Source organism: Bradyrhizobium sp. BLXBL-03 (assembly GCF_051853015.1).
Classification (GTDB): domain Bacteria; phylum Pseudomonadota; class Alphaproteobacteria; order Rhizobiales; family Xanthobacteraceae; genus Bradyrhizobium; species Bradyrhizobium manausense.
On record NZ_CP182470.1, the window covers coordinates 8173805 to 8199835 of the forward strand.

The window sequence follows — 26031 nt, forward strand, 5'->3', positions numbered from 1 at the left end:
AGCTTGGCTGCAATCGACTTTGAGGTCGAACTGAGGCGGGCGGGCGCGCATGCGACCGGCGGCTGGCGGCGCGTGCTGTTTTTGGCGCAGCGGCATGTGCTGGGCGCGGCCGGGCTGACCATCATGACGGTGTTCGTGCTGACTGCGATCTTCGCCGATTTCATCGCGCGCTATGACCCCTTAAGCGTCGATGCCGCGCATGCGCTGGCGCGCCCGAGCTGGGCACACTGGATGGGCACGGATTCCTTTGGCCGCGACGTGTTCAGCCGCATCATCCACGGCGCACGGATCTCGCTCGCGGTCGGCATCGGCTCGACCGCGCTCGGCGGCACCATCGGCGTGATCGTCGGGCTGACATCAGGCTATCTCTCGGGCTCGGTCGATCTCATGTTCCAGCGCGTCTCCGACATCCTGCAGGCGCTGCCGCTTTTGGTGCTGGCCCTGATCATGACGGCCGCGCTCGGCCCGTCGCTGCCGAACGTCATTCTCGCGATCGCCATTCCGCTGATCCCGACCGTGTCGCGCGTCACCCGCGCCAACACGCTGGCGCTGCGCGAGCAGCCGTTCGTCGAGGCGGCGAAATCGATCGGCATGAGCGAGATACGGATCGCGCTGCGCCACGTGCTGCCGAACACGCTGGCGCCGCTGATCGTGCTGGCGACCGCGCAGCTCGGCTCAACCATTTTGACCGAGGCTTCGCTCTCTTTCCTCGGCCTCGGTATCCCCGAGCCGTACCCGTCATGGGGCCGCATGCTCTCCGAATCCGCCGCCGAATATGTCCGCACCGCACCGTGGCTGGTGATCTTCCCGGGCATCGCCATCAGCCTCGCCGTGTTCGGCGCCAATCTTTTTGGTGACGCCCTGCGCGACATCCTCGATCCCCGGCAGCGCGGCTGATGGCTGATTCCTCCGATCTCGTGCTCGAGGTGAAGAACCTGAAGACGGTGTTCTTCACCAATTCCGGCCTGTTCAAGGCCGTCGACGATCTCTCGTTCACCGTGAAGCGCGGCGAGACGCTGGCGATCGTCGGCGAATCCGGCTGCGGCAAGAGCGTTACCGCACTGTCCTTGATGCGGCTCGTGCCCGATCCGCCCGGGCGGATCGTTGGTGGCTCCGTCTCACTGGAAGCCACCGATCTCCTGGCCCTGAGCGAGGCCGAGATGCGCAAGGTCAGGGGCAATCGCATCTCCATGATCTTCCAGGAGCCGATGACATCGCTCAATCCTGTTATCAGGATCGGCGACCAGATCGTCGAGGCGGTGCGGCTGCATCGGAATCTGTCATCGAAACAGGCCCGCGACATCGCCGTCGAGATGCTGCGGCTGGTGCGCATCCCGGAGCCGGCGCGGCGCGCGCGCGAATATCCGCATCAACTCTCTGGCGGCATGCGCCAGCGCGCGATGATCGCAATGGCGCTGGCGTGCCGGCCGGCGCTGCTGATCGCGGACGAGCCGACTACCGCGCTCGATGTCACCATCCAGGCGCAGATCCTGGCGCTGATCCTCGATCTGCAGAAGGAGCTAGGGACCGGCCTCGTGCTGATCACGCACGATCTCGGCGTCGTCGCCCAGACCGCGCAGCGCGTGATCGTGATGTACGCGGGACGGAAGGTCGAGGAAGCCAGTGTCGAGGCGCTGTTCGCTGCGCCAAAGCATCCCTACACGCGCGGGCTGATGGCCTCGATTCCCGCCGTGCCTGCGCCCGGCGTCGCCGCGCAGGAACGGCTGAACGAAATTCCGGGGACCGTCCCCTCGCTGGTGCGGCTTCCCGCGGGCTGCGCTTTCGCCCCACGATGCAAGCTCGCGATCAAGCGCTGCGAAGCCGAATATCCGCCGCTGATCGATTGGGGCGGCGGCCATCTTGCCGCCTGCTGGCGCGCGGCTGACGTGGCGGAGGTGGCATGAGCAAGGTTCTGCTCGAGGTCACCGACCTCAAGAAATATTATCCGGTGCGTGCCGGCGTGCTGCGCCGGCAGGTCGGCACCGTGCATTCGGTCGACGGCGTCTCGTTCTCCGTTGGAGCCGGCGAGACGCTCGGCCTTGTCGGCGAGTCCGGCTGCGGCAAGTCGACGGTGGCGCGCAGCGTGCTGCGGCTGGTCGAGCCGACTTCAGGCCGGATCCGCCTCGACGGTGAGGACATCACGCATCTGTCCAAGTCGGCGCTGCGACCGCATCGCCGCGCCATGCAGATCGTATTCCAGGACCCGTTCGCCTCGCTCAATCCGCGCATGACCGCCGGGGATATTGTCGGCGAGCCGATCGCGGTCCATGGTCTCGCAACCGGCAAAGAGCTGGAGACGCGGGTCGCCAAACTGTTCGAACAGGTCGGCCTCCGCCCCGACCAGATGCGCAATTTCCCGCATCAATTCTCCGGCGGCCAGCGCCAGCGCATCTGCATCGCGCGCGCGCTCGCGCTGGAGCCGCGCCTGATCGTCTGCGACGAACCGGTGTCCGCGCTCGACGTCTCGATCCAGGCACAGGTGATCAATCTGCTGATCGATCTGCAGAAGCGGCACGGCTTTTCCTATCTCTTCATCGCCCACGACCTCGCCGTGGTCGCCCATATCAGCCACCGCGTGGCGGTGATGTATCTCGGCCGCATCGTCGAGATCGCCGACAAGGATGAGCTGTTCAGCAATCCGCGCCATCCCTACACGCAGGCGCTGCTCGCCTCGGTGCCGATTGCCAATCCGCTGGCCAAGAAGCTCGCGCCGCTGGTCGACGGCGACGTGCCGAGCCCGGTCAATCCGCCGCCCGGCTGCGCGTTTCACACCCGCTGCCGGTTTGCGATGGAGCGATGCAGGACGGAGCGGCCGGTGCTGATGGATGCAGGCGACGCGCACCAGGTGGCGTGCTTGTTGAACGAAGGTACGGGAAAGCCAGCTTCGGTGCCGTAGGGTGGGCAAAGCCGAGCGTGCCCACGATCCCGCAATCGTAGAAAGATGTGGGCACGGCGCTTTGCGCCTTTGCCCACCCTACGAGACTGGATTCGCCGCGCTACCGATCTCCGCGATGATCCTGCCTGTCGTCACCTGCTCGCCCTCGACCACGTCGATGGCCGCGACAACACCATCGATGCCGGCCTTGTGGACGTGCTCCATCTTCATCGCTTCCAGCGTCAGCACCGGCTGGCCTGATGTGACGCGGTCACCCGGCTTGACCAGGACGGCAACGACGCGGCCGTTCATCGCGGCGCGGACTTTGCCATCGCCGCCATTGGTTGCCGCAGCCCTGGGGGCCGCGAGGGTGAGATCGGTGACCGCAACCGGGATGCCGCGGCGCTGGAGGTGCAACCGGTCGCCCTCGCGCAGGAATCTTGCGCTGTCCGTCACACCATCGTGACGGAAGCGGATTGTGTCGGCATCGAGCTGCTCGATCTCGAACTTGTCCTGGCGACCATTGGAGACAACGATGTAGCTGCCATCGCGCTCGCGGGTGACCTCGAGCTCATGCGCGTGACCGGCGGTCTCGATCTTTGCGGGCAGAGGAAACGTCGCTGACAGGCTGCGGCCGCGTCGCCATGCCTTCGCGCGCGGATTGGTGACATAGAGCAGCAGGCCCGCCAGTGCCGTGTTGAATGCAGCATTCCCCGACGACGCCAGCAGCTCGTCGCGATGCGCACCGATGAAGGCCGTCGTCGCCTCGCCCCTGGCAAAGCCGGGATGACGCAGGCACGACATCAGGAACGCCTGGTTGGTGGTCACGCCAAGCGCCGTGAGTTGCTCCAGCCCGACGATCAGCCGCCGCCTCGCCTCCTCGCGCGTGGCGCCGTGGCTGATCACCTTGGCGATCATGGAATCGTAGAATGGCGGGATTTCCGTGCCCGATTGCAGCGCGTGCTCGACGCGGATGCCATCAGGCACCTGCCAGCGCGCGATGCGGCCGGATTGCGGCATGAAATCCTGGGCGGCATCTTCCGAGCAGAGCCGCACCTCGATGGCGTGGCCGGAGAATTTGATGTCCTGCTGCTTCACCGGCAACGCCTCGCCACGTGCGACGCGCAATTGCAGCTCGACCAGATCGAGACCGGTGACCGCTTCCGTGACGGGATGCTCGACCTGGAGGCGCGTGTTCATCTCCATGAAATAGAATTCGCCGCTGGCGTCGAGCAGGAATTCCAGCGTTCCGGCGCCCTCATAGCGCAGTGCCTTCACCGCCGCGACCGCCACCTCGCCCATTTTCGCACGCAGCTCGGGTGTCACCGCAGGCGACGGCGCCTCCTCGATGAGCTTCTGATGCCGGCGCTGCACCGAGCAGTCGCGCTCGCCGAGATGGATGGCGTTGCCGTTGATGTCGCCGAACACCTGGATCTCGATGTGGCGGGGATTCTGAATGGCGCGTTCGAGGATGACGGTCGGATCGCCAAACGCCGCTTTCGCTTCCGACCGCGCACTGCGCAGCGCATCGGGGAACGATGCGGCGTCGGTGACGAGCCGCATGCCACGCCCGCCACCGCCCGCGACCGCCTTGATCATCACGGGGAAGCCGATGTTCTTGGCCGCCGCGAGCATCACGTCGTCACCCTGCTCAGCGCCCTGATAGCCGGGCACGACGGGCACGCCGGCCTTTTTCATGATCTCCTTGGCACCGGCCTTGTTGCCCATCGCCTCGATCGCCTGCGGCGACGGGCCGATGAAGACGAGACCGGCATCCTTGCAGCCTCTCGCAAACGCCTCGTTCTCGGCGAGGAAGCCGTAGCCGGGATGCACGGCATCCGCGCCACTGGCCCTGGCCGCGGCAATGATCGCGGGGATGTTGAGATAGGATTGCGCCGGCAAGGCCTCGCCGATCCGCACGGCTTGATCGGCCTGCCTCACATGCGGCGCATCGCGATCTGCATCCGAATAGACCGCAACGACGCCGAGGCCAAGCTGCCGCGCGCTGCGCATGATGCGCAGTGCGATCTCGCCACGGTTCGCGATCAAGACCTTGACGAACGGCCGGTGCTGCACTGATCCGTTCCTCATGGGCGGGCCACCGAGAATTGCATGCGCTGGGGCGTGCGGGCATCGCCCTCGCGGCAGATCGCGAGCACCTCGGAAAGGACCGCGCGGGTATCGCGCGGATCGATCACGCCGTCGTCGAGCACACGGGCGCTGGTTGCGAACACGTCCATCTGGCCGTCGAACACGCCAACGATCTGTGCCTTCATGGCATCGAGCTTTTCTTTCTCGACCGGCTTGCCGCGGCGCGCGGCGGCCGCCTCGGTCACGATCGCCATGGTCTCGGCGGCCTGCTCGCCGCCCATCACCGCGGTCTTGGCGTTGGGCCAGGAGAAGCAGAAGCGCGGATGGAAGCCGCGCCCGCACATGCCGTAATTGCCGGCGCCGAACGAGGCGCCGCAATAGATGGTGATCTGCGGCACGGTCGCCGAGGTTACCGCCTGGATCATCTTGGAGCCGTGCTTGATCATGCCGGCCTCTTCATAGGCCTTGCCAACCATGTAGCCGGTGGTGTTGTTGAGATAGAGGATCGGCGTGCGGGTCTGGCAGCAGGCCTGGATGAAATGCGTCGCCTTGTTGGCGCCGGCAGGATCGAGCGGGCCGTTGTTGGTGATGATGCCGATCGCCTGGCCCTCGATGCGGGCATGGCCGCAGACGGTGGCCGGGCCGTAATTCGGCGCCATCTCGGTGAAGTCGGAATCGTCGATGATGCGGGCGATCACCTGCTTCATGTCGACCGGGCGCTTGTGGTCCATCGGCATGATGCCGAGCAGTTCGTCCTGCTCGTAGCGCGGCGGCTTGAACTCTTGAGCCGCCCTGCCCGGCCGCTCCCATTGCAACGCCGCCATGATCTCGCGGGCGATGCGCAAGCCATCGCGGTCGTCCTCGGCGAGATAGTCGCCAAGACCAGAAACCTGCGTGTGCATCTCGGCACCGCCAAGCTCTTCTTCCGTCGCGATCTCGCCGGTCGCGGCCTTCAGCAGCGGCGGCCCGGCGAGAAAGGCGCGGGTGCGGCCGCGGACCATGACGATGTAATCGGACAGGCCGGTCTGATAGGCACCGCCAGCGGTGGACGAGCCATGCGTCACGGTGACGACCGGAAGGCCCGCTGCCGAGAGCCGCGCGAGATTGCGAAAGATGTTGCCGCCGCGGACAAAGTCCTCGACCCGGTAGCGCAGGAGATTTGCGCCGGCGCTTTCGACGAGCTGGACGTAAGGCAGTTTGTTCTCCAGCGCGAGCTCCTGCACGCGCAGCATCTTGTCGAGGCCGAAGGGCTGAAGCGCACCGGCATCGATGCCGGAATCGCTGGCGCTGACCATGCAGCGGATGCCCGAGACGAAGCCGATGCCGGCGATGACGCCGCCGCCGGGCACGCTCTTCGCAGCATCCGGCACGTCGAACATGTAGCCGGCGAGCGTCGACAGCTCGATGAAGGGCGCGCCGGGATCGAGCACCAAGGCGACGCGCTCGCGCGGCAAGAGCTGGCCACGCTTGTGGAAGCGGTCCTTTGCTGCGGCCGACGCGGCACGCGTGCGCTCTTCCAGCGCGCGCATGCGGTCGATCAGCGCGAGCATGCCGTCGCGGTTGGCATGGTAGGCGGCGCTGCCGGGGGAGATGGTGTTTTCGATGGTGGACATGATTCTATCCTACCGTCATTGCGAGGAGCGAAGCGACGAAGCAATCCAGTCTGTTTCCGCGCATGCACTCTGGATTGCTTCGCTTCGCTCGCAATGACGGCTGAGGCTACCTTCAGCGATTCGTCCCAAAGATCTTCCGCGCCTCGGCCGGTGACGCGATGTCGCGGCCGGCGCGGCGGGCGCAGGCCGCGATGGCTTCGATCAGCTGACCGTTCGAGGTCACCTTCCTGCCGTCGGCGAGATAGAACGTATCCTCCAATCCGGTGCGCAAGTGGCCTCCGAGGTCGGCGCAACGCTGGTGCAGTGGCCAGATCTCTTCGCGGCCGATGGCCGTGACCTGCCAATGCGCCTCTGGGCGCTTCAGCTTGAGCAGGATCGGCAGCAGTTCCGGATCCGATGGCATTCCTGACGCGACGCCCATCACAAAGTTATATTCGAGCGGACCCTTGTACATGCCAACCTGGTGATACATGCCGACGCAGCGGACGATGCCGACGTCGAAACATTCGAACTCGGGGATGGTGCCGACCGCATTCATGACGTCGAGATAATCCTTCACTTTCTCGACCGCGTTGTCGAACATCATGGGCGGCCAGGCCCAGCTGTTGTCGGCCTTCACCTTCAGATAATTCAGCGAGCCTGCATTGCAGGCGGCGATCTCCGGCCTGGTCTCGCGGATGCAGTCGAGTGCGCCCGAATAGTTCGGCCCTGAGACGCCCGAGGTGTGGTTGATGATGACGCCGGGGCAGGCTTCGCGGATCGCCTGCTGGATCTCCCTGCTGACGCTGACGTCCCAGGACGGCAGATGCCCCTTGTTCGGCGCCTGCTGGCGCAGATGGATGTGCATGATGGACGCGCCGGCATCGAACGCAGCCCTGGCCTCGCGCGCCATCTGCTCTGGCGTCACCGGCACGTTGTGCTGCCTGGGATCGGTGAGCACGCCGTTCAGGGCGCAGGTGATGACGGCCTTGTCGCTCATATCACTGATGTCTCGCAACGCTGGGAATTCAACGCCTGCGATCATCTGATGCTGGGCATCCGGCTTCTTGCGCGGAGAAGCTGGAAAAGCAAGGAGGTGCCGTAGGGTGGCCGAAGGCGTCACCCACCAAGGTCTATCTCCGCGGATGCATAAATGGTGGATTACGCCTTCGGCTAATCCACCCTACGAAGTGATCAGCCCGCCTCCGCGAGCTCCCTCACCGTCTCGGTGCTGCGATAAATCGCAAGATCCCGCGAACCGACGAAGATCGCGCGCGGCTTCAAGCCATAGAAGCGGCGGATCGAGTGGCTGAAATGCGTTGAGTCGGGATAGCCGATGTCCTGCGCGAGATGGGCGAGGTTGAGGTTCTGGTTGGCGAAGTGCAGCAGATGCCGCGCGCGCTTCCAGGCGCGGAAGGAGCGGAACGAGATGCCGGTCTCTTCCTTGAACAGATGCAGGAAGCGCGAGGCGGACAGACCTGCTTCCGCCGCGCACGTATCCGCTGTCACCGGCTCACCCGAGAAGCGCCCGATGCGGGCGACTGCACGCACCACCCTGGGGTCGAGCACGCGGCGCGGCAACGCTTCGCCAAAACACATCTCGTCGAATTCGGCGGTGGTGATGTCGCCGTAGCGGCGCTGGCGCAGCAGCGCGTAGGCGGCGAGGATCTTTCGGGCATAGGCCGCGCGGTCGGATCCCATCAGCCGCTGCGCCAGATCTTCCAGCACGCCATCCGGCACGCTTTCCGGCTCCAGCGTCACGCTGATCGCAGTACGGTAGTCGCTGGCAATGGAGTGCCGCTGGTTCGGCAGGGTGACGAACAGCTCGCCGGTGGCGAGCACGTCGTCGATGGTCATATACAGGCTGCCCTTTACCGCGACATAGACGTGGCAGCAGCCGGGGGTTCGCTTGCGGGGCCGGCCGAGCAGGCCGGCATAGAAGACCCGCTCCGGCGTGATCAGCATCAAATGGTCGGATTCGCGACCCATGTCTTCCATTTGGGGTATCCTCCTCGCGCGGCTCTTAGGCCGCTGCGGAACAGAGTCACCTTAGCGGAAATCTGGGCGCTGTCACGGCGGGATAGCGCTGTCATCGACACAAGGCCCGTCGTTCCGGGGCGGTCCTCGAGGACCGAACCCGGAACCCCGAGATTCCGGGTTCGATGCTTCGCACCGTCCCGGAATGACAGCTTCCCTTACGCCCTCACCCTTGGCGCAACATTCTGTTCGGCGCCGGCCTTCTGCTCCGCAGCAACCGCGCGCTTGAAACCGTCGCGCTGCTGCAGGCGTGCCCAATAGGCCGCGACATTCGGGCCGAAATCCTTGGCAAGGCCGATGTTGTCGGCAAGGCGGAGCGCGTAACCGATGACAATATCAGCGGTTGTGAAGCGACCCGCGCACAAGGCCTCCGTCTTGGCGGTCGCCGCCTCGACCGCGCGCAGCCGTCCCAAAAACCACTTGGCATAGTCGGTGGCGACCTGCGGATTGCGGCGCTCTTCCGGCTCGAGCTGAGTGTAGCGAAGCACCAGCGTCTGCGGGAAGGTTAACGTGGCGTCGCTGAAATACATCCAGTTCAGGAAGGCGCCATAGGCGGGATCCTCCGGGCCGACCATCAGCGGCGTCGGGCCGTATTTGATGCCGAGATAATGGCAGATGCCGGAGGATTCCGTCATCCTGGTCTGGCCGTCGATCAGATACGGAATGGTGCCGAGCGGATTCAGCGCGAGATAATCCTTGGCGAAGACGCGCGGCGGGAACGGCAGCATCTTCAATTCATAAGGCAGCCCCATCTCCTCCAGCATCCAGAGCGGACGGAACGAGCGCGCGGCCTCGCAGTGATAGAGCGTGATCATCAGGCGTTTCCTCTACTTCTTCCCCTGTCATTCCGGGGCGCGCGAAGCGCGATCCCGGAATCTATTCCTCTGCGGAGATTGGCGCCCGATCGATTCCGGACTCGACGCTTCGCGTCGCCCCGGAATGACGGTGTCCATCACAATCCCATCTGCCTTGACGCCAGATCCTTCATGATCTCCTCGGTGCCGCCGCCGATGGCGTTGACCTTGACTTCGCGGTAGATGCGCTCGGCCTTGATGCCGCGCATGAAGCCGGCGCCGCCGAAGATCTGTACGGCTTCCGAGGCGCAGAACGCCATGGTCTGCGTCGCCTGGTTCTTCATCATGCAGATTTCAGCGACCGGGCTCTCGCCTTGCTCCAATCGCCAGGCCAACATCTCGAGCATTGCTTGCGAGGCTGCGACCTTCTGCGCCATGTCGACGATCTTGTGCCTGATGACCTGGTGCTGGGCAAGTGGCTTGCCAAAGGTCTTGCGCTCCTTGGCGTAAACGATGGCTTCATCGAGGCAGACCCGCGCGAAGGCGGTGCAACTCGCCGCCATGCCCATCCGCTCGCTGTTGAAATTCTGCATGATGATCTTGAAGCCGTGCCCCTCCTCGCCGATCAGGTTTTCCGCCGGCACGCGGCAATCATCGAAATGCAGCGTCGCAGTGTCGGAGGCCCACCAGCCCATTTTCTTCAGCCTGGTGCGGGACAGGCCCGGCGTATCGCCCTCGATCAGGAGCAGGCTGACGCCGCCGGCGCCCTCGCCGCCGGTACGCACCGCAACGGTCAGATAATCGGCGCGGACGCCCGAGGTGATGAAGGTCTTTTCGCCGCTCACGACGTAGTGGTCGCCGTCGCGCCGCGCCCTGGTGCGGAGGTTCGCGACATCTGAGCCGCCGCCCGGCTCGGTGATCGCGAGCGCGGAGATCTTCTCGCCCGACAGCACCTGCGGCAGCACGCGTGCCTTGATCTCTGGCCGCGCCGCGCGGGCGATCGGCGGCGAGCCGATGGTGTGGCTCATCAGGCTGGCGCTGACGCCGCCGGCGCCGGCGCGCGCCAGCTCCTGGCTCGCCACGATCTTCATGAACTGGTCGGCGGCGATCCCGCCATATTCCTCGGGAAATCCGAGCCCCAACAGCCCGATCTCAGCTGCCTTGCGATAGAGCGCGCGCGGGAATTCGCCGGCCTCGTCCCATTCATGGGCGAACGGGGCGATCTCCCTGTCGACGAAGCGGCGCATCATTTCGCGAAAGGCGTCGTGCTCGGCGGTATAGAATGGGCTCTTCATTGCGATATTGCTTTCGACGACTCCTGCCGTTCCACCATGGCTGGAACACCGGCGGCCCACTTGCGCGGAGTGGCTGGATTCGCCGAGCCGCTTGGCGGCAAGCCGTGAGCTAGCAACTCAACGCAAGACGATTTTCACCCGTCGCAGGCCAACTCCAAATCAAAAAAGACTGCTGCACAAACTCCGGCTGGCCTCCCAGGGCCATGCCGGGCATGGTGCACAGCAATAAGAATCCAGACGACACAGGACCGCCGAGGGAGGGAGTGTTGGCCGTTCGTTATTACGATTGGATCGCTCATCACGCCCGCCGCGCGCCTTCCAAGGTCGCGGCCATCGATCTCGCAAGCGGGCGCCGCTTCAGCTATTCGGAGTTCAACGCCCGCATCTCGCGCCTGGCTTCGTTCTTGCGTCACTCGCTGAAGGTCTCGCGCGGCGACCGTGTCGCCGTGCTGGCGCCGAACACCACCGATATGCTGGACGTGCAGTTCGCCTGCGGACGGCTCGGCGCCGTCCTCGTGCCGCTGAACATCCGCCTCACCGTTCCCGAGCTTCAGTTCATCACCGGCGATTGCGCGCCTGACGTGATGATCTACGACACCGAACTGGCCGAGACAGCGCTCGCCGTCGCAAAGCTCTGCAACGTCGCGACCAGCGTGCCGCTCGGCTCCGGCGGAGCCTATGAAGCCGGCATCGCCGCGGCCAAGCCGCTCGACCGCACCGAGGAGGTCACGCTCGATGATGTCTCGACCATCATGTACACGTCGGGCACCACTGGTCACCCCAAGGGCGCGACCATCACGCATGGCATGACGTTCTGGAATTGCGTCAATCTCGGGGGCCCCGCCTGTATCGGACCATCCTCGGTGGCTCTTACCGTGCTGCCGATGTTCCACACCGGCGGACTGAATTGCTACACCAATCCCGTGCTGCATGCCGGCGGCACCGTGATCATCATGCGCGCCTTCGATCCCACCGAGGCGCTCGGCCTGATCAACGATCCCGCACACGGCATCAACGCGTTCTTCGGCGTGCCAGCGATCTACCAGTTCATGGCGCAGCATCCGGCCTTCGCGACGACCGATCTCTCCAGGCTGATCGTTTGTGGTGTCGGCGGCTCACCGATACCGATGCCGCTGCTGAAGGCATGGGAGGCGCGCGGCGTGGCGCTCCAGCAGGGCTACGGCATGACCGAGACCTCACCGGCCGTGCTGGTGCTGGACCGCGAGGACGCGGCGCGCAAGGCCGGCTCCGCCGGCAAGCCAGTGCTGCACACGGAAGTGCGCATCGTGCGCCCCGACGGCAGCGATGCCGATGTCGGCGAGCTCGGTGAGCTCTGGGTCAAGGGACCGAACATCACGCCGGGCTACTGGAACAGGCCCGAGGCCAACAAGACGTCGTTCACCGACGGCTGGCTGCACACCGGCGATGCCACGCGCGTCGACGAGGAAGGTTTCTACTACATCGTCGATCGCTGGAAGGACATGTACATCTCCGGCGGCGAGAACGTCTATCCGGCCGAGGTCGAGAACGTTCTGCATCAGATCGCGGCGGTCGCGGAAGCCGCGGTGATCGGCATTCCTGACGCGCAATGGGGCGAGGTGGGCCTTGCGATCGTTGCAGTGAAGCAAGGCCAACAGCTGACAGAGGCCGATGTCTTCGCGCATTGCGCGGCCAACCTGGCGCGCTTCAAATGCCCGCGCCAGGTCCGCTTCGTCGATGCCCTGCCGCGCAACGCCACCGGCAAGATCCACAAGCCGACCCTGCGCAAGGAATTCTCGGTGGCTTCGGAGGTCGACAAGAAAGTCGCCAAGGCCTGATCAAGGCGCTCCTCGCGATTCCGCGCCGATCGAGCAGCTGAAGATGTGGGGTTCAAGGCTGTTTAACCTCGATGCCAACGACAGGCAGGCCGAGACGACGCGCATCGCCGATACCTCTGAACTCGGGGCAGGCCCAGGCCAGGATGGCGATGCCTGATTGCGGCAGGTCGAGGCTCAACATGTAACGGTCCACGCCGACCTCGATCGCGGCGCGATCGAGAGCTGCGCCGTCGAGATAGAATTGCGCACCGATCTGGTCGAGCGGCTCACGCAGGGCGGGACTGCGGATGCAGATCGTGCTGCGTCCCGGCGCGCCCTTGATCCGAACGGCTGCCTGCGGCTCGCTCCAGCGAAAAGCATGGCCGGCAGCCGATTCCGGCTCGTGAAAGCCGAGCTGCGCGAGGACCTGATCGCCAAGCAGCTTCTTCGCCGATCTGGTGTGACCGCGAACACGACGGATAGATGCGAGCCGCTGAAGGTGGATCAGCGATGCGATGTAGAGCTTCATCCACCGCGCAATGGCATCGCGCGAGCCGAATGGAGCCAGCGCTGACAGCACCAGGCGCGCATGAGCGGTGGCAAGGAAAGCCGTGACGCGCGCACGGAGATCACCGAACAGCGCCGGCCCGCTCCAGCGCCACAGTGCACGCAGTTCCTCGTCGGGCCATTTCCGACCGAGACGCGGCAGGCTGTAACGCAGCAGCGCGTTCAATGCATTGAACGCAAGCGGACGATCCAAATCGTCCCGGTCTTTCCATTCAAAGGGAATTTCGATCAGCTCGCTGCCCGGATCGCGCCGATCCCCGCTGAGAAATCGGCTCTCGCCCTGGACGAAATCGAGCGTGAACGTCTTCAGCTCACCGATCCGGCCGATATAATAGTGGTGGAAGCGCGCTTGCTCGAGATAGCCGATGGCGTAGCCTCGCGCATGGTAAGCGGCGGCGAGCACCCATTCGGCGAAATGACCGAGCTCTTCGCGCAGGCCCCCGCACTCCCGATAGACGTCGCGCCGCGTTACGAAGCACTGGTCGAGCACCTTGCGCCAGGGATGCTGCTTCATGCCGAACTCGATGTCGGCCTGGTACATCGCGGCCTCCGCCGCGGACAGGCGGTTGTGGCAGATCGGGACCGAGCGGCAGGAAAATCCGGCCCAGTCGGGATGATCTTCGATTGCGCGGATGCAGAGCGCGATCACGTCGGGCTCGGGCCAGCAATGCGATTCCGTGAAGAACAAATAGCGGCCGCGAGCCCTGGCGGCGCCGGCCGCGCAAAGCCCGATATCGTGCACGGAATCCGCGAATTCGAGCCGGGCCTGGCCTGCGGCAAGCGCGTTCAGCTCCGCATGCGCCGTGAAGTCAGGTGGAATGACCAGAATGATCTCGTAGAGAGACCTGTCCGCCGTCTGTGACGTCCAGCCGAGCCAGGACTGCTCCCACTGCCCGCGGTGAAATTCGAGCGGGATGATGACCGAGAACAGTGGGCACGCGACGTCCGATGTTACGGCCACGTCCTATACCGACAATAACAGCGCGAATGACTCCTCCACCGTGCGGCGCAGGTGGCTCAGATACAGCGCATGGTTGGCGTGGTCAGGCATGATCCGTCCGAGCGCCGGCTCCTTGACGTTGTTAATCGGAACATAGGCGATTGGCGCCGCGACCGGCATCAGCTGGGAGCCGGCGCCGGCACGCAGCGTCGAAATGATGCCGTACATCGCACCTGTTACGGTCGGCCGCGACACAGTGATGACGCGATGCTGCCCGTGCTTGTTGATGACGAGATAGATGAAGCCGGATTGATGCGGCACCGCAACTTCGCCGGTGTGCTCATAGGCGGCATCGGTTCGCTCGCCCTCGCGGAAGACCAGCGAGGACACTTTCGGCTCCCAGGCGATTTCGGTGCGATAGGCGAAGATCGCATCCCTGTCGCCAAAGGATGGCCGCAGGGTGAGGTAGACACCCTCGATCCAGGTCACCGCACGATGCGAATAGGAGCCGAGGCCGTCGGGTGCGACGTCGCTGCTCCCCGCGGGCGCCGGCGTGGCGGTGCTCTTTCGCAGCGACACGCCCAGGGCCTGCTCCAGCCGGACCGTGGTCGCCAGCGTGAACGGGCGCCGGCCGCCAAGCGCCTTTTCCAGGGTCGACAGGCTGAGCTTGGCCTGCTCGGCCAGTGCCTGCCGCGAGATCCGGCGCCTGGCGATTTCCTCGCGGATCATCTCCGCGACCTCGCGGCTTTGCTCGTCCGAAAGCTGCTTGTCGGAGAGCTTGTCTTGCGTCTGCATCGTTAACCCCGCTCCACGGCGTCCAGTCTAGCAGGGCGGACAAGTCAGCACAAAACCGGACATCGCCGCCAAACGGCTGATGGCTCCGACCGGCCGTGGCGGAACATTACCGATCATTCTGCTCGCGAAATCAGGCCCTCCCGACGGATGCTCGGCGGCATCGAACATGCTTCGGGAGCAGGCCAAATGGACTATTACGACACGGTCGAAAGCGACGAACACCCTGACGAAAATCCGTGGCTCGGCAGGCTGATCAAGGTCGGGCTGTTCCTTCTGGCGCAAAGCATCGCCGTGCTCCTGGTCAGTTTCGTGGCCCTGCTGGTGAGCTTCGAGACCTCCTGGTCGGCGACGACGGAGCAGGCCAGCCTGCTCCAGCCCGGCGATGCCAAATCCGGCACCCTGCTCCTGAAGGAGAATGGCGCCACGACCGAAGCCATCCGGCTCGGGATCGACGTCGACATCACGGTCTCAGGCCCGACGCTGCGCACGCGCGTCACCCAGGCCTTCCGCAACCCGACCAGGGACTGGGCCGAGGCGACCTATGTCTATCCGCTGGGTGCCGACGGCGCCGTCGACACGCTGAAGATGGTGGTCGGTGACCGCGTCATTGTCGGCGATATCAGGGAACGCCAGCAGGCCCGCGTGATCTACGAGGAAGCGCGCCGCACCGGGCAGAAGGCCGCGCTCACCGAGCAGCAGAGGCCCAACATCTTCACCAATTCGGTGGCCAATATCGGTCCCGGCGAAACCGTGCTGGTGCAGATCGAATATCAGGAGCCCGTGCATCAATCCGGCAACGAATATTCGCTGCGCATTCCGCTCGTGGTCGGGCCCCGCTATCATCCGGCGCCGATCGTGCAGAGCGTCGATTTCCGCAATGACGGCTCCGGCTGGGGCGCGACCCGCTCAGAGCCGGCGCCCGATCGTGAGCGCATCTCGTCACCCGTGCTCGATCCCGCCGGGAATGCACCGGTCAATCCGACCAGCATCACGGTGCACCTGAAAGCCGGCTTCGCGCTCGGCGAGGTGAAGAGTCACTTCCACAACGTCAACATCGAAAGTCCTGATGACGCGACGCGCGTCGTGACGCTCGCGGACGGCACTGTCCCCGCCGACCGCGACTTCGAGCTGACCTGGAAGCCGGTCGCTGAAAAAGCACCGTCAGTCGGGCTGTTCCGTGAGCGTGTCGGCGATGCCGACTACCTCCTGGCTTTCGTCAAGCCGCCGGCCGCCGAGCAGACGGTCCACAAGCCGCTGCCGCGTGAAGTGGTGTTCGTGATCGACAATTCCGGTTCGATGGGCGGGACCTCGATCGAGCAGGCCAAGGCAAGTCTGCTTTATGCGCTCGGCCGCCTGCAGCCGAGCGATCGCTTCAACGTGATCCGCTTCGACGACACCATGGACGTGCTGTTTCCGGCCTCGGTTGCGGCCGATGCCGCGCATGTCGGTGAAGCGACCTCCTTCGTCAGCGCCTTGCAGGCGCGCGGCGGCACCGAGATGGTGCCGGCGATGCGCGCCGCGCTGACCGACAGGATCGCCGACACCAGCATGGTTCGCCAAATCGTGTTCCTGACGGACGGCGCGATCGGCAACGAGCAGCAATTGTTCGAGACCATCACGGCGATGCGTGGCCGCTCGCGCATCTTCATGGTCGGCATCGGCTCCGCGCCCAACACCTATCTGATGACGCGTGCTTCCGAGCTCGGCCGCGGGACCTTCACCCATATCGGGTCCGTCGATCAGGTCGAGGAGCGTATGCGCGGCCTGTTTGCCAAGCTGGAGAACCCTGCCGTGACCGGTCTCACCGCGAAGTTTTCCGATGCCAAGGCCGACGTCACGCCGGCAATCCTCCCGGACGTCTATCGCGACGAGCCCTTGGTGCTTGCAGCGAAGCTCGACAAGCTCGCGGGCTCGCTGGAGCTCAAGGGTCATGTCGGCGATCGTCCGTGGTCGGTGACGCTGTCCTTGAAAAATGCCGCTGAGGGCAAGGGCCTGTCGAAGCTTTGGGCCAGGCGCAAGATCGGCGATGCGGAAGTGGCGCGAACGCTCCGCGAGATGACGCCGGAGGACACGGACAAGACGGTCCTTGCGCTGGCACTCGACCACCAGATCGTCACGCGGCTGACCAGTCTCGTCGCCGTCGACAAGACGCCGAGCCGTCCCGAAGGCACGCCGCTCAAGCTCAGCGAGCTTCCGATCAACCTGCCGGCGGGCTGGGATTTCACGAAGGTGTTCGGTGAACGGCCGCAGCAGACCCCGGCACATCTGCGCGAGCGCCGCGCCGATGCGGGCCAGCCCGCGGCAAGACGGCCAGCACCTGTCACCTCGGATACGATCCGCCTGCCCAAAACTGCGACCTCTGCAGAACTGAAGATGATCGCAGGCCTGATCCTGATCGTGCTCGCCCTGATCCTGCTCGTGTTCAAGCGGCGTCAGACCTTGCTCACTGACGCCGCTTGAGAGAGGAGCCCCCCGAACTCCTCTTGCTCGGCGCGCGCGGCTGCCCGTCCCGAAACCAACGGCCGCGCGCGCCTTTTTCTTGGAATGACGAACAAGAGATACGCCATGCCCCGCCTCATCTCGCCTCTGGACTTGGCGCTCGTCCTGGCGCTGGCCCTGGCGCTGGCCGGATCAATCCTGTTCGGTGACGGCGCCTACATCCACGCCAAGGCGTGGCTCGCCCAGGTGCTGCTGGAGCATGCGTTCGAACGGAGCATTGCGACCGGCCAGCCGGTCAAGCCATGGTCCTGGGCCGACACCTGGCCGGTGGCGCGGATCGAGGTCAAGCGGATCGGCGCCAGCGCGATCGCGCTGGAAGGCACGAGCGGCCAGGCGCTCGCCTTTGGGCCCGGCCACGTCCACCGCACGGTTGACGCCGGCGAGCGCGGGGTTGCCGTCTATGCGGCACATCGCGATACACATTTCCGCTTCCTGCGAAACGTCGTCATCGGTGATGTGATCGACGTCACACGCAGTGACGGTAACCGTTTTCGTTATCGGGTGGATTCCTCGACGATCGTCTATTTCGACGCGTCTCACATCGATCCCGAAACTCAAGGTTCAGAGCTTGTCCTTGCGACTTGCTGGCCGTTCGACGCTCTCACCTCCGGCCCGGAGCGCTACCTGCTGCGTGCGACCTTGGTGGATGATCGTGAATAGCCGTTCGCAATTGCGGAGTTTGGGATTGATCTCGGGCTCGCAGGGCTGACGTCCGCAACAGCGACGTCGTCAGCCGCTGAACTGGCGCTGCCGTCAGTAGACCTATAAGAAGGCCTGCGGATCTTTGTGGCGGAGCCGGGGGGGAACACGGGGTAGATGGACGAAGACTTCAGGCAGGGTCTCGAATACCGATTGGAACAGCTGGAAAACCGCGTCGCGCTGTTGGAGCGGAACCTGAATCTCGTTGCGGCCGGTCAGAGACGGGCCTCGTTCCGCGGTCTATGGCGGCGTCCGCCAATGTGGACCTTCGAGCAACATCTGCCGCGCCTGCTCAACCTCAACGCGTTCAAGTCCCCGCCTGCGATCCCTGCGAACGCACCGCGGATCGCGATGGTCACGCCAAGCTACAACCATGCGGATTATATCGGCGCCACGATCGACAGCATCGTCGGCCAGGCTTACCCGAATCTCTATTATCACGTGCAGGACGGCGCCTCGATCGACGGCACGGTCGATCTCCTGAAGAGCCGCGGCAACAGCATCAGCTGGAGAAGCGAGCCGGACAACGGCCAATCCAACGCCATCAATCTCGGTTTTGCCGGCGTCGAATGCGAGATCATGGCCTATCTCAACAGCGACGACATGCTGCTGCCTGGGACGCTCGCTCATGTCGTCGACTATTTCATGTCGCATCCCGATGTCGACATTGTCTACGGCAACCGCATCTTCATCAATCGTGATGGGCTTGAGGTTGGACGCGCGGTGCTGCCTCGCCACGATGACAAGACGCTACAATATGCCGACTACATTCCGCAGGAGACGATGTTCTGGCGCAAGCGCGTGTGGGACAAGATCGGTCCAATCGACGAAAGTTTCCATTTCGCGATGGACTGGGATTTCATCCTGCGGGCACAGGCCGCCGGATTCAAGTTCGTACGCCTGCCGCGGTTTCTTTCCTGCTTCCGGATCCATGACGCACAGAAGACGACGGCAACCTACGCAATCGGTGTCAAGGAGATGGGCATCCTGCGGCGTCGCGTCCTCGGATTCGATCCGACGCAGATGCAGATAAGGCGCGCCATTGCGCCCTATCTGCTGCGGCAGCTGGCCTATCACTACAGCTACAGATTGGGCCTGCTGCGCTACTGAGAACGGCGCGGTTAGGTGCGATCCGCCGCGCATTCCGCCACGCGGCATGCAGCGCTGCCGGTTGCCACTCCTGTCAACTCACCCTACGATCAGCTGACGCGCCGCCAAGAAGAACAACAGGTGAGGTCACGCCATGGAAGCTCAGGTCTCAGTCGCGTCGGTTCCTGGCCGTCCATGGTCGCCACCCCCCGATGCCGCCGACATCGTCAAGCGCATCCACGCCATGCTGCATCCACACAACATCGTGCTGGTGGGTGCGACCGATAAGCCGGGCAATTACGCCGAGCGCATCTGGAACAATCTGGTCAAATACGGCTTCGAGGGCGGGCTCTACCCTGTCAACGCCAAGCGCGAGAGCATCTGGGGCGTCACGTGCTACAAGGACTTTGCGAGCCTCCCGGAAAAGCCCGACCATGTTCTCGTGCTGGTGCCCGCACGCTTTGCCGTGCAGGTGATCCGCGACGCCGCCGCTGCCGGCGCGCGGTCCGCGACCATCGTCACCTCGGGTTTCAGCGAATTGCAGGATGAGGAGAGCCAGAGGCTCGCCGCCGAGCTGCAACAAGCGGTGCGCGAGACGGGGCTCGCCGTCACCGGTCCGAACTGCCTCGGCAATTTGAGCGCCGGCGAAAAGCTCTTCACCAATATCGACGACCGAACGGTCACCATGGAACAGGGCGCGGTGGCGATCGCCGGGCAGTCGGGCGCCATCGTCATGGCAATCAGGCAGGCGCTGGAAGATCGCGGCGTCGGTGTCGGCTACATGGTGACAACGGGGAACGAGACCGGGCTCGAGACACCGGACCTGATGCGCTATTTCGCCGAGGATCCGACTATCAAGGTGATCGTGGTCTATCTCGAGGGCGTGCGCAATACCAGAGCGTTTCGCGATGCCTGCAAGGCCGCGCGCGCCGCCAGCAAGCCGGTCATCGCGCTCAAGCTCGGGTCATCGGAGGGCGGCCGCGCCGCGGCGATGGCACACACCGGCGCGCTCGCGGGCTCGATCGAGACATTCGATGCGATTGCAACGCGCGAAGGCGTGATCCGCGTCGCCGGGCTCGACGAGCTGATCGAGACCACCGAATGCTTCGTCCATGCCACCGTGCCCAAGGGCGACCGGCTCGCGGCGGTGACGCTGTCAGGCGGCAAGCGCGGCATGCTGATCGATGCCTTCTTTGCACAAGGCCTGAATTTCGCGCCGCTCAGCCCGCATGTCAGCCGCGAGCTCAGCAAGATGCTCGGACCGGGCTCGATCGTGGGCAATCCGCTCGACGCCGGCTTTGCCGCGGTGGTTGATCCCTCCGTCTACATGAAGTCGATCAAGCTGATGATCGACGATCCCGATATCGACATCGTCATCGTCGACGCCGAGTTTCCAAAGGCGCCGCACGAGCAACGCGAGCGGAACTTGCGCATCGTCAACGAGATGGCAGGCCGGGCCGGAAAGCCCGTGATCTATATCAGCGCGATGTCGATCGGCTTCACCGAGTTCACCAAGGACTTGCGCAAGTCGCTGCCGCATCTGACGGTGATGCAGGGCATGGACCGCGCGGTGACCGCGATCAAATCACTGCTCGCCTATGCGAAACTGCGCAAGGAAGTGCCCGACATCGTCTCGAGCTCGAAGCCGGCGGCACGCGCCTTGCTGGAGAAGACGCTGAAGTCGGCGCACGGCGCCGCGCTCGACGAAGTCGCGTCGAAGAAGCTGCTGAAGGCCTATGGCATCCCGGTCTCGAAGGAGGGAATCGCGCAGACCGCCGCAGAAGCCGCGGACATCGCCAGGCAGATCGGCTTTCCGGTCGTGGCAAAGGTCGTCAGCGCCGAGATCCTGCACAAATCCGACATCGGCGGCGTGGTGCTGAACCTCAACAGCGCGGCCGAGGTGAAGCAGGCGTTCGCTGACATCACCGCGCGGGTGAACAAGCTAAAGGGCAGGCCGAAACTCGACGGCATCCTGATCGCACAGCAGGTCAAGGCCGATCTCGAGCTCGTCGTCGGCGCCTCGCTGGATGCCGAGATGGGCCCCGTCGTGCTGTTCGGCACCGGCGGCATCGATATCGAGCTGATGAAGGACGTGGCGCTATCAGGCGCACCGCTCGACCAGGCCGAGGCGCGGCTTTTGATCGGCCGGACCAAGGCCGGCGTCAAGATGCGCGGCTATCGCGGCAAGCCGGCGCTGCACGAGGCCTCGGCCGTCAAGGCGCTGGTCGGCCTGTCCAATCTGATTGCGGATGCCGGCGACCGGATTGCCTCGATCGACGTCAATCCGTTCCTGATCAATGCCAGAACCGGGGTCGCGGTCGACGCGCTGATCGTGCTGAACAATGCCGCCGCCAAACGCGCAGCTGGGCATTGAATTCGCGTAGGGCGGATTAGCGCCAGCGTAATCCGCCAATTTGCACGCATGTCGGTAGCAGACGGCGGGTTACGCTTCGCTAACCCGCCCTACGTACCATTGCGGCTCCTTCCAACTTCCCCGCTTTGGTCGTAAAATCGCTACCCTAATGGCACGCGCGAGCAATCTTGTGATCGGAACGGCGACGCTGACGGCGATCGCCGTCGCGTTCGGCGGCCTGCTCGGCGTGCAGAAATGGCGCGCCAGCCAGAGCCGCAGCCAACTGCGCGTCGTTTTCGAAGGCGGCTCCGCGAGCGGCCTGCGCCGCGGCGGTCCGGTCAATTTCGACGGCGTGCCCGCCGGCCAGATCCTGTCGATCAAGCTGGAAAGTCCGCGCAAGGTCGTGGCGCTGGTGTCGCTCGACAACACCGCGCCGATCCGCAAGGACACGGTGGCCGGCATCGAGTTCCAGGGCCTCACCGGCGTTGCCGCGGTCTCGCTGATCGGCGGCGCCCCGTCGGCGCCACCGGTGCCGCTGGACTCGGACGGCATCCCCGTGCTGACCGCCGATCTCAGCGACGCTGAATCCATCGTCGACACGCTGCACAGCGTCGACCGCACCATCGTCAGCAACGCACCTGCGATCAAGGACGGCCTGCGCACGTTCGAAAACTACACAGCCGATCTCGGCGCCAAGGGCGAGGAGATCGACGCCGTGATGCTCAAGGTCGACACTGCGTTTGCCGGCTTCGACAGGGCGGTCTCGAAAATCGAGGGTGCGGTGCCGGGTTTCGTCGACGGCAAGGCCGACGAGCTATTCGAAAAGGTGAAGGGGCTGCACGAGCTCGCCGACACCATGAAGAAGAAATCGGCAAGCTTCCTCGAGGAGACCCGTCGCTCGCTGCTCGACGTCAGCGAAGCCGCCAACAAGATGAGCGGGCTGCCTGCGCCCGCTGCGGCCCCGCGCCCGCCACGCAAACCGGCGCAGCCGAAGCGATAGGTCTACCCCTAATAGTTGCTCGGCGCGGCCTCGTTCGGGATGCCGTCGATTGGGCATTCGGCGGTGCCCGGCGTGGCGCGCGTCATGGCCTCGACCATGTCGCGCGTACCCTCGGGGTCCTTGATCCAGTTCTTGTAGAAATCATACGGGCAGGCCGCGACGCCGCGCGGGCTGTCGCCGGAATTGATCATGCCGGTGTAGCCGCGATGGACCAGCTTGTAGAGATGGTTCTGCGACTGGCCGTTGCGGCGCGCATCGCGGATCAGGTGTTTCGAGAGCTGGGCGTATTGGATGCCGTAATCCTCCTCGCCACACTCGCCGAGCGTACGGCCATCGAAGCCGATGATCGCGGAATGGCCGAAATACGAATACACGCCGTCGAAGCCGGCGGCGTTGGCGACCGCGACATAGACATTGTTGGCCCAGGCCATCGCCTTGGAGATCATGACCTGCTGCTCCTTGGCCGGGTACATGTAGCCCTGGCAGCGCACGATCAGCTCGGCGCCCTTCATGGCGCAGTCGCGCCAGATCTCCGGATAATTACCGTCGTCGCAAATGATCAGGCTGACCTTGAGGCCTTTCGGGCCTTCGGAGACATAGGTGCAATTGCCGGGATACCAGCCTTCGATCGGCACCCACGGCATGATCTTGCGATATTTCTGCACGATCTCGCCCTTGTCGTTCATCAGGATCAGCGTGTTGTAGGGCGCCTTATGCGGATGCTCCTCGTGGCGCTCGCCGGTCAGCGAGAACACGCCCCACACTTTCGCCCTGCGGCAAGCCTCGGCGAAGATCGCGGTTTCCTCGCCCGGCACCATGGACGCCGTCTCGTACATCTCCTTGGAGTCGTACATGATGCCTTGGGTGGAATACTCAGGAAAGATCACGAGATCCATACCGGGCAGGCCGACCTTCATGCCGACGATCATGTCGGCGATCTTGCGGGCGTTGTCGAGCACCTCGGCCTTGGTGTGCAGGCGGGGCATCTTGTAGTTGACCACTGCGACGCCGACGGTGTCGTTGCTGCTGGAAATATCGCCGTGAAGCATGTTGAGCGCTCCTGTACTTTATTTGATTGATGTTGGCGTGGCGTTAGTGGCTGATCATCCATGGCCGCGCGGTGGGAAAGCCCTTGGCGCCGCTCTTGGTCTTGGTCACCAGCCGCGCCGGCTTCTTGTCCGTGGAGCTCTTGTCCTTCACGGTCCTGCCCGACGAGCAGCAGCCGCAACCGGGGCCATGCGAGGCCTTGTATTGCGCGAGCGTTTGTGGCGCATGCGAGCTGCGCTCGTTGACGGCGTAGGCCTTGCGCTTGTCCGCCGGCATGCAGAAGAAATTCGGCGCGGTCAGGATCACGCGCGGCGCCGATGCCTCGCAATGCGGGCAGTTTTGCGGATCGTCGCACTCCGCCATCGGGCGGAGGTCCTTGAAAGGTCCGCAGTCGTCACAGAGATATTCGTAGACCGGCATCGTGTTGTCCTTCGTGTTCTTTGATCCGCCATCCTGAGGCGCTCTGGATGGGGCGCGTTGCGCCTGATCTAGAGCCTCGAAGGATGTACGGCCGAGATGCAGCCGAGCCGTCGTCCTTCGGGGCTCGCCTTGCCTTGCAAGGCGAGCACCTCAGGATGACGGGGATAGAACGCACGATCATTTGTCCGGCGAGATCGGCATCTTGATATCGCCGGTGATGTGCTTGATCGGGCCCGCCGCCGAAGGCATCACGTCGAAGTCGAAGATCTCGGTCGGCAGCCACAGGGTGGCGCAGGCGTTGGGCACGTCGACCACGCCGGAGATGTGGCCCTGGCACGGCGCGGTGCCGAGGATCGAATAGGCCTGGGCGCCGGAGTAGCCGAACTTCTTCAGATACTCGATGGCGTTGAGACAGGCCTGGCGATAGGCGATGTGGACATCGAGATAATGCTGCTTGCCGGCCTCGTCGACCGAGATGCCTTCGAAGATCAGATAGTCCTTGTAGTTCGGCGTGATCGGCGACGGCTTGAAGATCGGGTTCTTGATGCCGTATTTCGACATGCCGTCCTTGATCACTTCGACCTTCAAATGCAGCCAGCCGGCCATCTCGATCGCACCGCAGAAGGTGATCTCGCCATCACCCTGGCTGAAATGCAGGTCGCCCATCGAAAGACCGGCACCGGGCACGTAGACCGGGAAGTAGATCTTCGAGCCGCGCGAGAGATCCTTGATGTCGCAATTGCCGCCATGCTCGCGCGGCGGCACGGTGCGCGCACCCTCGGCGCCGATCTTGGCCTTGACGTCGCCCTTGGCACGGCCGCCATGGGCGGTCGCCGCGAATGGCGGGTTGGCGAGACCAGGCACGCGAGTCGGGTTGGTCGAGATCAGATCGGCCTCGCGCTTGTTCCAGGTCTCAAGCATCTTCGGATCGGGCAGGCAGCCGATCAGGCCGGGGTGGATGAGCCCTGCGAAATTCACGCCGGGCACGTGGCGCGATGAGGTGTAGAGGCCCTTGATGTCCCAGATCGACTTTTGCGCCAGCGGGAAATGGTCGGTCAGGAAGCCGCCGCCATTCTGCTTGGAGAAGAAGCCGTTGAAGCCCCAGAGACTCTCCTTCATCGGGCCGACGTCGAGCAGGTCAACAACCAGGAGGTCGCCGGGTTCGGCGCCCTTGACGCCGATCGGACCGGACAGGAAGTGCACAATCGACAGGTCGATGTCGCGCACGTCGTCGGCGGAATCGTTGTTCTTGATGAAGCCGCCGGTCCAGTCATAGGTCTCGATGATGAAATCGTCGCCGGGATTGACCCAGGCCACGATCGGGATGTCTGGGTGCCAGCGATTATGCACCATGTCATTTTCGTAAGCCGACTTGGTGAGATCGACCTTGATCAGTGTCTCTGGCATCGAGATGCTCCCCTTTACTACGGTTGGTTAGACGGACAGATATTTCGAGACCTGCGCGGCATCGACGGCATCGCGCGGGTCGTCACGCACGATCTCGCCGTTCTCGATCACCAGCACGCGGTCGGCGATATCGAGCGCGAAGCTCAGGACCTGCTCGGAGACGACGATCGACAGCCCCTTTTCGTCGCGGATGCGTTTCAGCGTCCGCGCCATGTCCTTGATGATCGACGGCTGGATGCCTTCGGTCGGCTCGTCGAGCAGCAGCACCTTCGGCTTGGTCGCGAGCGCCCGCGCAATCGCGAGCTGCTGTTGCTGACCGCCGGAGAGATTGCCGCCGCGGCGGCCCTTCATCTCCAGCAGCACCGGAAACAGCTCATAGATGTCGCCTGGCACTTCCGATCCGCCGGAGACGACGAGGCCGGTCTCGATGTTTTCCTTCACCGTCATGGTGGAGAAGATCATGCGGCCCTGCGGCACGTAGGCGAGGCCCTTGGCGACGCGCTCATAACTCGGCAGACCGCCGAGTTCCGCGCCGTCCATGGTCACCGAGCCGCTTCTGGCCGGCAGGATGCCCATCAGCGATTTCATCAGCGTGGTCTTGCCCATGCCGTTGCGGCCCATGATCGCAACGATCTCGTTGGGCGCGACCTTGACGTTGAGGCCGTGCAGCACCTCGCTCTGGCCGTAGGCGACGTGAAGATCGGAAATTGCCAGCATCGTCGTGCTCCTAGGCTC

General features: G+C 64.3%; 21 protein-coding genes. 9 read left to right on the forward strand and 12 right to left on the reverse strand.

What is annotated here, in order from left to right; translation table 11 throughout:
- The first annotated feature begins 3 nt into the window (after nt 1-3).
- The 3 genes from ACNJX9_RS38530 to ACNJX9_RS38540 are packed head-to-tail and all read left to right on the forward strand — an operon-like array spanning nt 4 to nt 2896.
- Nucleotides 4-897 (forward strand): ABC transporter permease, encoded by an 894-nt coding sequence (locus ACNJX9_RS38530; RefSeq protein ID WP_439407298.1) that lies wholly within the window; start codon nt 4-6, stop codon nt 895-897.
- Nucleotides 897-1904, forward strand: coding sequence for an ABC transporter ATP-binding protein (locus ACNJX9_RS38535; RefSeq protein WP_057747182.1), 1008 nt, complete (start codon nt 897-899; stop codon nt 1902-1904). Before ACNJX9_RS38530 ends, ACNJX9_RS38535 begins: the two co-directional genes overlap by 1 nt.
- Entirely contained in the window at nt 1901-2896 is a 996-nt protein-coding gene (locus ACNJX9_RS38540; RefSeq protein WP_439407299.1) for an ABC transporter ATP-binding protein, read from the forward strand. The genes ACNJX9_RS38535 and ACNJX9_RS38540 overlap by 4 nt, the downstream gene beginning before the upstream one ends.
- 78 nt (nt 2897-2974) lie before the next feature.
- Here ACNJX9_RS38540 and ACNJX9_RS38545 read toward each other — a convergent pair whose 3' ends face one another.
- From ACNJX9_RS38545 to ACNJX9_RS38570, 6 genes are all read right to left on the reverse strand, one after another.
- Complete coding sequence (locus ACNJX9_RS38545) at nt 2975-4966, reverse strand: acetyl-CoA carboxylase biotin carboxylase subunit (RefSeq protein ID WP_439407300.1); 1992 nt, start codon at nt 4964-4966, stop codon at nt 2975-2977.
- A complete protein-coding gene (locus tag ACNJX9_RS38550; RefSeq protein ID WP_439407301.1) occupies nt 4963-6579 on the reverse strand; it encodes an acyl-CoA carboxylase subunit beta in 1617 nt (538 codons plus the stop codon). The genes ACNJX9_RS38545 and ACNJX9_RS38550 overlap by 4 nt, the downstream gene beginning before the upstream one ends.
- A gap of 112 nt (nt 6580-6691) precedes the next feature.
- Nucleotides 6692-7558 (reverse strand): 3-keto-5-aminohexanoate cleavage protein, encoded by an 867-nt coding sequence (locus tag ACNJX9_RS38555; RefSeq protein WP_439407302.1) that lies wholly within the window; start codon nt 7556-7558, stop codon nt 6692-6694.
- A gap of 194 nt (nt 7559-7752) precedes the next feature.
- Nucleotides 7753-8556, reverse strand: coding sequence for a helix-turn-helix domain-containing protein (locus ACNJX9_RS38560; protein WP_057745956.1), 804 nt, complete (start codon nt 8554-8556; stop codon nt 7753-7755).
- 197 nt (nt 8557-8753) lie between these two features.
- Nucleotides 8754-9410, reverse strand: a complete 657-nt coding sequence (locus tag ACNJX9_RS38565; RefSeq protein WP_057745953.1) for a glutathione S-transferase family protein — start codon at nt 9408-9410, stop codon at nt 8754-8756.
- 137 nt (nt 9411-9547) lie between these two features.
- Nucleotides 9548-10684, reverse strand: a complete 1137-nt coding sequence (locus ACNJX9_RS38570) for an acyl-CoA dehydrogenase family protein (protein WP_439407303.1) — start codon at nt 10682-10684, stop codon at nt 9548-9550.
- Between the two features lie 266 nt (nt 10685-10950).
- Here ACNJX9_RS38570 and ACNJX9_RS38575 point away from each other — a divergent pair, with 266 nt between their 5' ends.
- Entirely contained in the window at nt 10951-12501 is a 1551-nt protein-coding gene (locus ACNJX9_RS38575; protein WP_439407304.1) for an acyl-CoA synthetase, read from the forward strand.
- 52 nt (nt 12502-12553) lie between these two features.
- On the opposite strand, the gene ACNJX9_RS38580 is transcribed toward ACNJX9_RS38575, so the two are convergent.
- Together ACNJX9_RS38580 and ACNJX9_RS38585 are read right to left on the reverse strand one after the other, a co-directional pair.
- Nucleotides 12554-14008, reverse strand: coding sequence for a glycosyltransferase family 2 protein (locus ACNJX9_RS38580; RefSeq protein ID WP_439407305.1), 1455 nt, complete (start codon nt 14006-14008; stop codon nt 12554-12556).
- 3 nt (nt 14009-14011) lie between these two features.
- Complete coding sequence (locus ACNJX9_RS38585) at nt 14012-14782, reverse strand: helix-turn-helix domain-containing protein (protein ID WP_057745945.1); 771 nt, start codon at nt 14780-14782, stop codon at nt 14012-14014.
- 186 nt (nt 14783-14968) lie between these two features.
- Here ACNJX9_RS38585 and ACNJX9_RS38590 point away from each other — a divergent pair, with 186 nt between their 5' ends.
- The 5 genes from ACNJX9_RS38590 (at nt 14969) to ACNJX9_RS38610 (ending at nt 22422) form a co-directional block, all read left to right on the forward strand.
- Nucleotides 14969-17242 (forward strand): marine proteobacterial sortase target protein, encoded by a 2274-nt coding sequence (locus ACNJX9_RS38590; protein WP_439407306.1) that lies wholly within the window; start codon nt 14969-14971, stop codon nt 17240-17242.
- Between the two features lie 105 nt (nt 17243-17347).
- Nucleotides 17348-17941 (forward strand): class GN sortase, encoded by a 594-nt coding sequence (locus ACNJX9_RS38595; RefSeq protein WP_439407307.1) that lies wholly within the window; start codon nt 17348-17350, stop codon nt 17939-17941.
- Nucleotides 17942-18097: 156 nt separating this feature from the next.
- On the forward strand, nt 18098-19090 hold the full coding sequence (locus ACNJX9_RS38600) for a glycosyltransferase family 2 protein (RefSeq protein WP_057745941.1): 993 nt from the start codon (nt 18098-18100) through the stop codon (nt 19088-19090).
- 133 nt (nt 19091-19223) lie between these two features.
- A complete protein-coding gene (locus tag ACNJX9_RS38605; protein WP_057749888.1) occupies nt 19224-21443 on the forward strand; it encodes an acetate--CoA ligase family protein in 2220 nt (739 codons plus the stop codon).
- Nucleotides 21444-21591: 148 nt separating this feature from the next.
- Nucleotides 21592-22422, forward strand: coding sequence for an MlaD family protein (locus ACNJX9_RS38610; protein WP_439407308.1), 831 nt, complete (start codon nt 21592-21594; stop codon nt 22420-22422).
- A gap of 8 nt (nt 22423-22430) precedes the next feature.
- On the opposite strand, the gene ACNJX9_RS38615 is transcribed toward ACNJX9_RS38610, so the two are convergent.
- The 4 genes from ACNJX9_RS38615 to urtE all read right to left on the reverse strand — a co-directional run bounded on the left by ACNJX9_RS38615 (nt 22431) and on the right by urtE (nt 26013).
- Nucleotides 22431-23471, reverse strand: a complete 1041-nt coding sequence (locus tag ACNJX9_RS38615; protein WP_439407309.1) for an aliphatic amidase — start codon at nt 23469-23471, stop codon at nt 22431-22433.
- Between the two features lie 43 nt (nt 23472-23514).
- The gene (locus ACNJX9_RS38620) at nt 23515-23889 is read right to left on the reverse strand and encodes an FmdB family zinc ribbon protein (protein ID WP_439407310.1); all 375 of its coding nucleotides are present in this window, start codon (nt 23887-23889) and stop codon (nt 23515-23517) included.
- 177 nt (nt 23890-24066) lie between these two features.
- Nucleotides 24067-25296, reverse strand: coding sequence for a formamidase (fmdA, locus tag ACNJX9_RS38625; protein WP_439407311.1), 1230 nt, complete (start codon nt 25294-25296; stop codon nt 24067-24069).
- Nucleotides 25297-25323: 27 nt separating this feature from the next.
- Nucleotides 25324-26013 carry an urea ABC transporter ATP-binding subunit UrtE gene (gene urtE / locus ACNJX9_RS38630; protein WP_057749903.1) on the reverse strand — a complete coding sequence of 230 codons (690 nt, stop codon included), beginning with the start codon at nt 26011-26013 and terminating at the stop codon, nt 25324-25326.
- Nucleotides 26014-26031 lie beyond the last annotated feature (18 nt).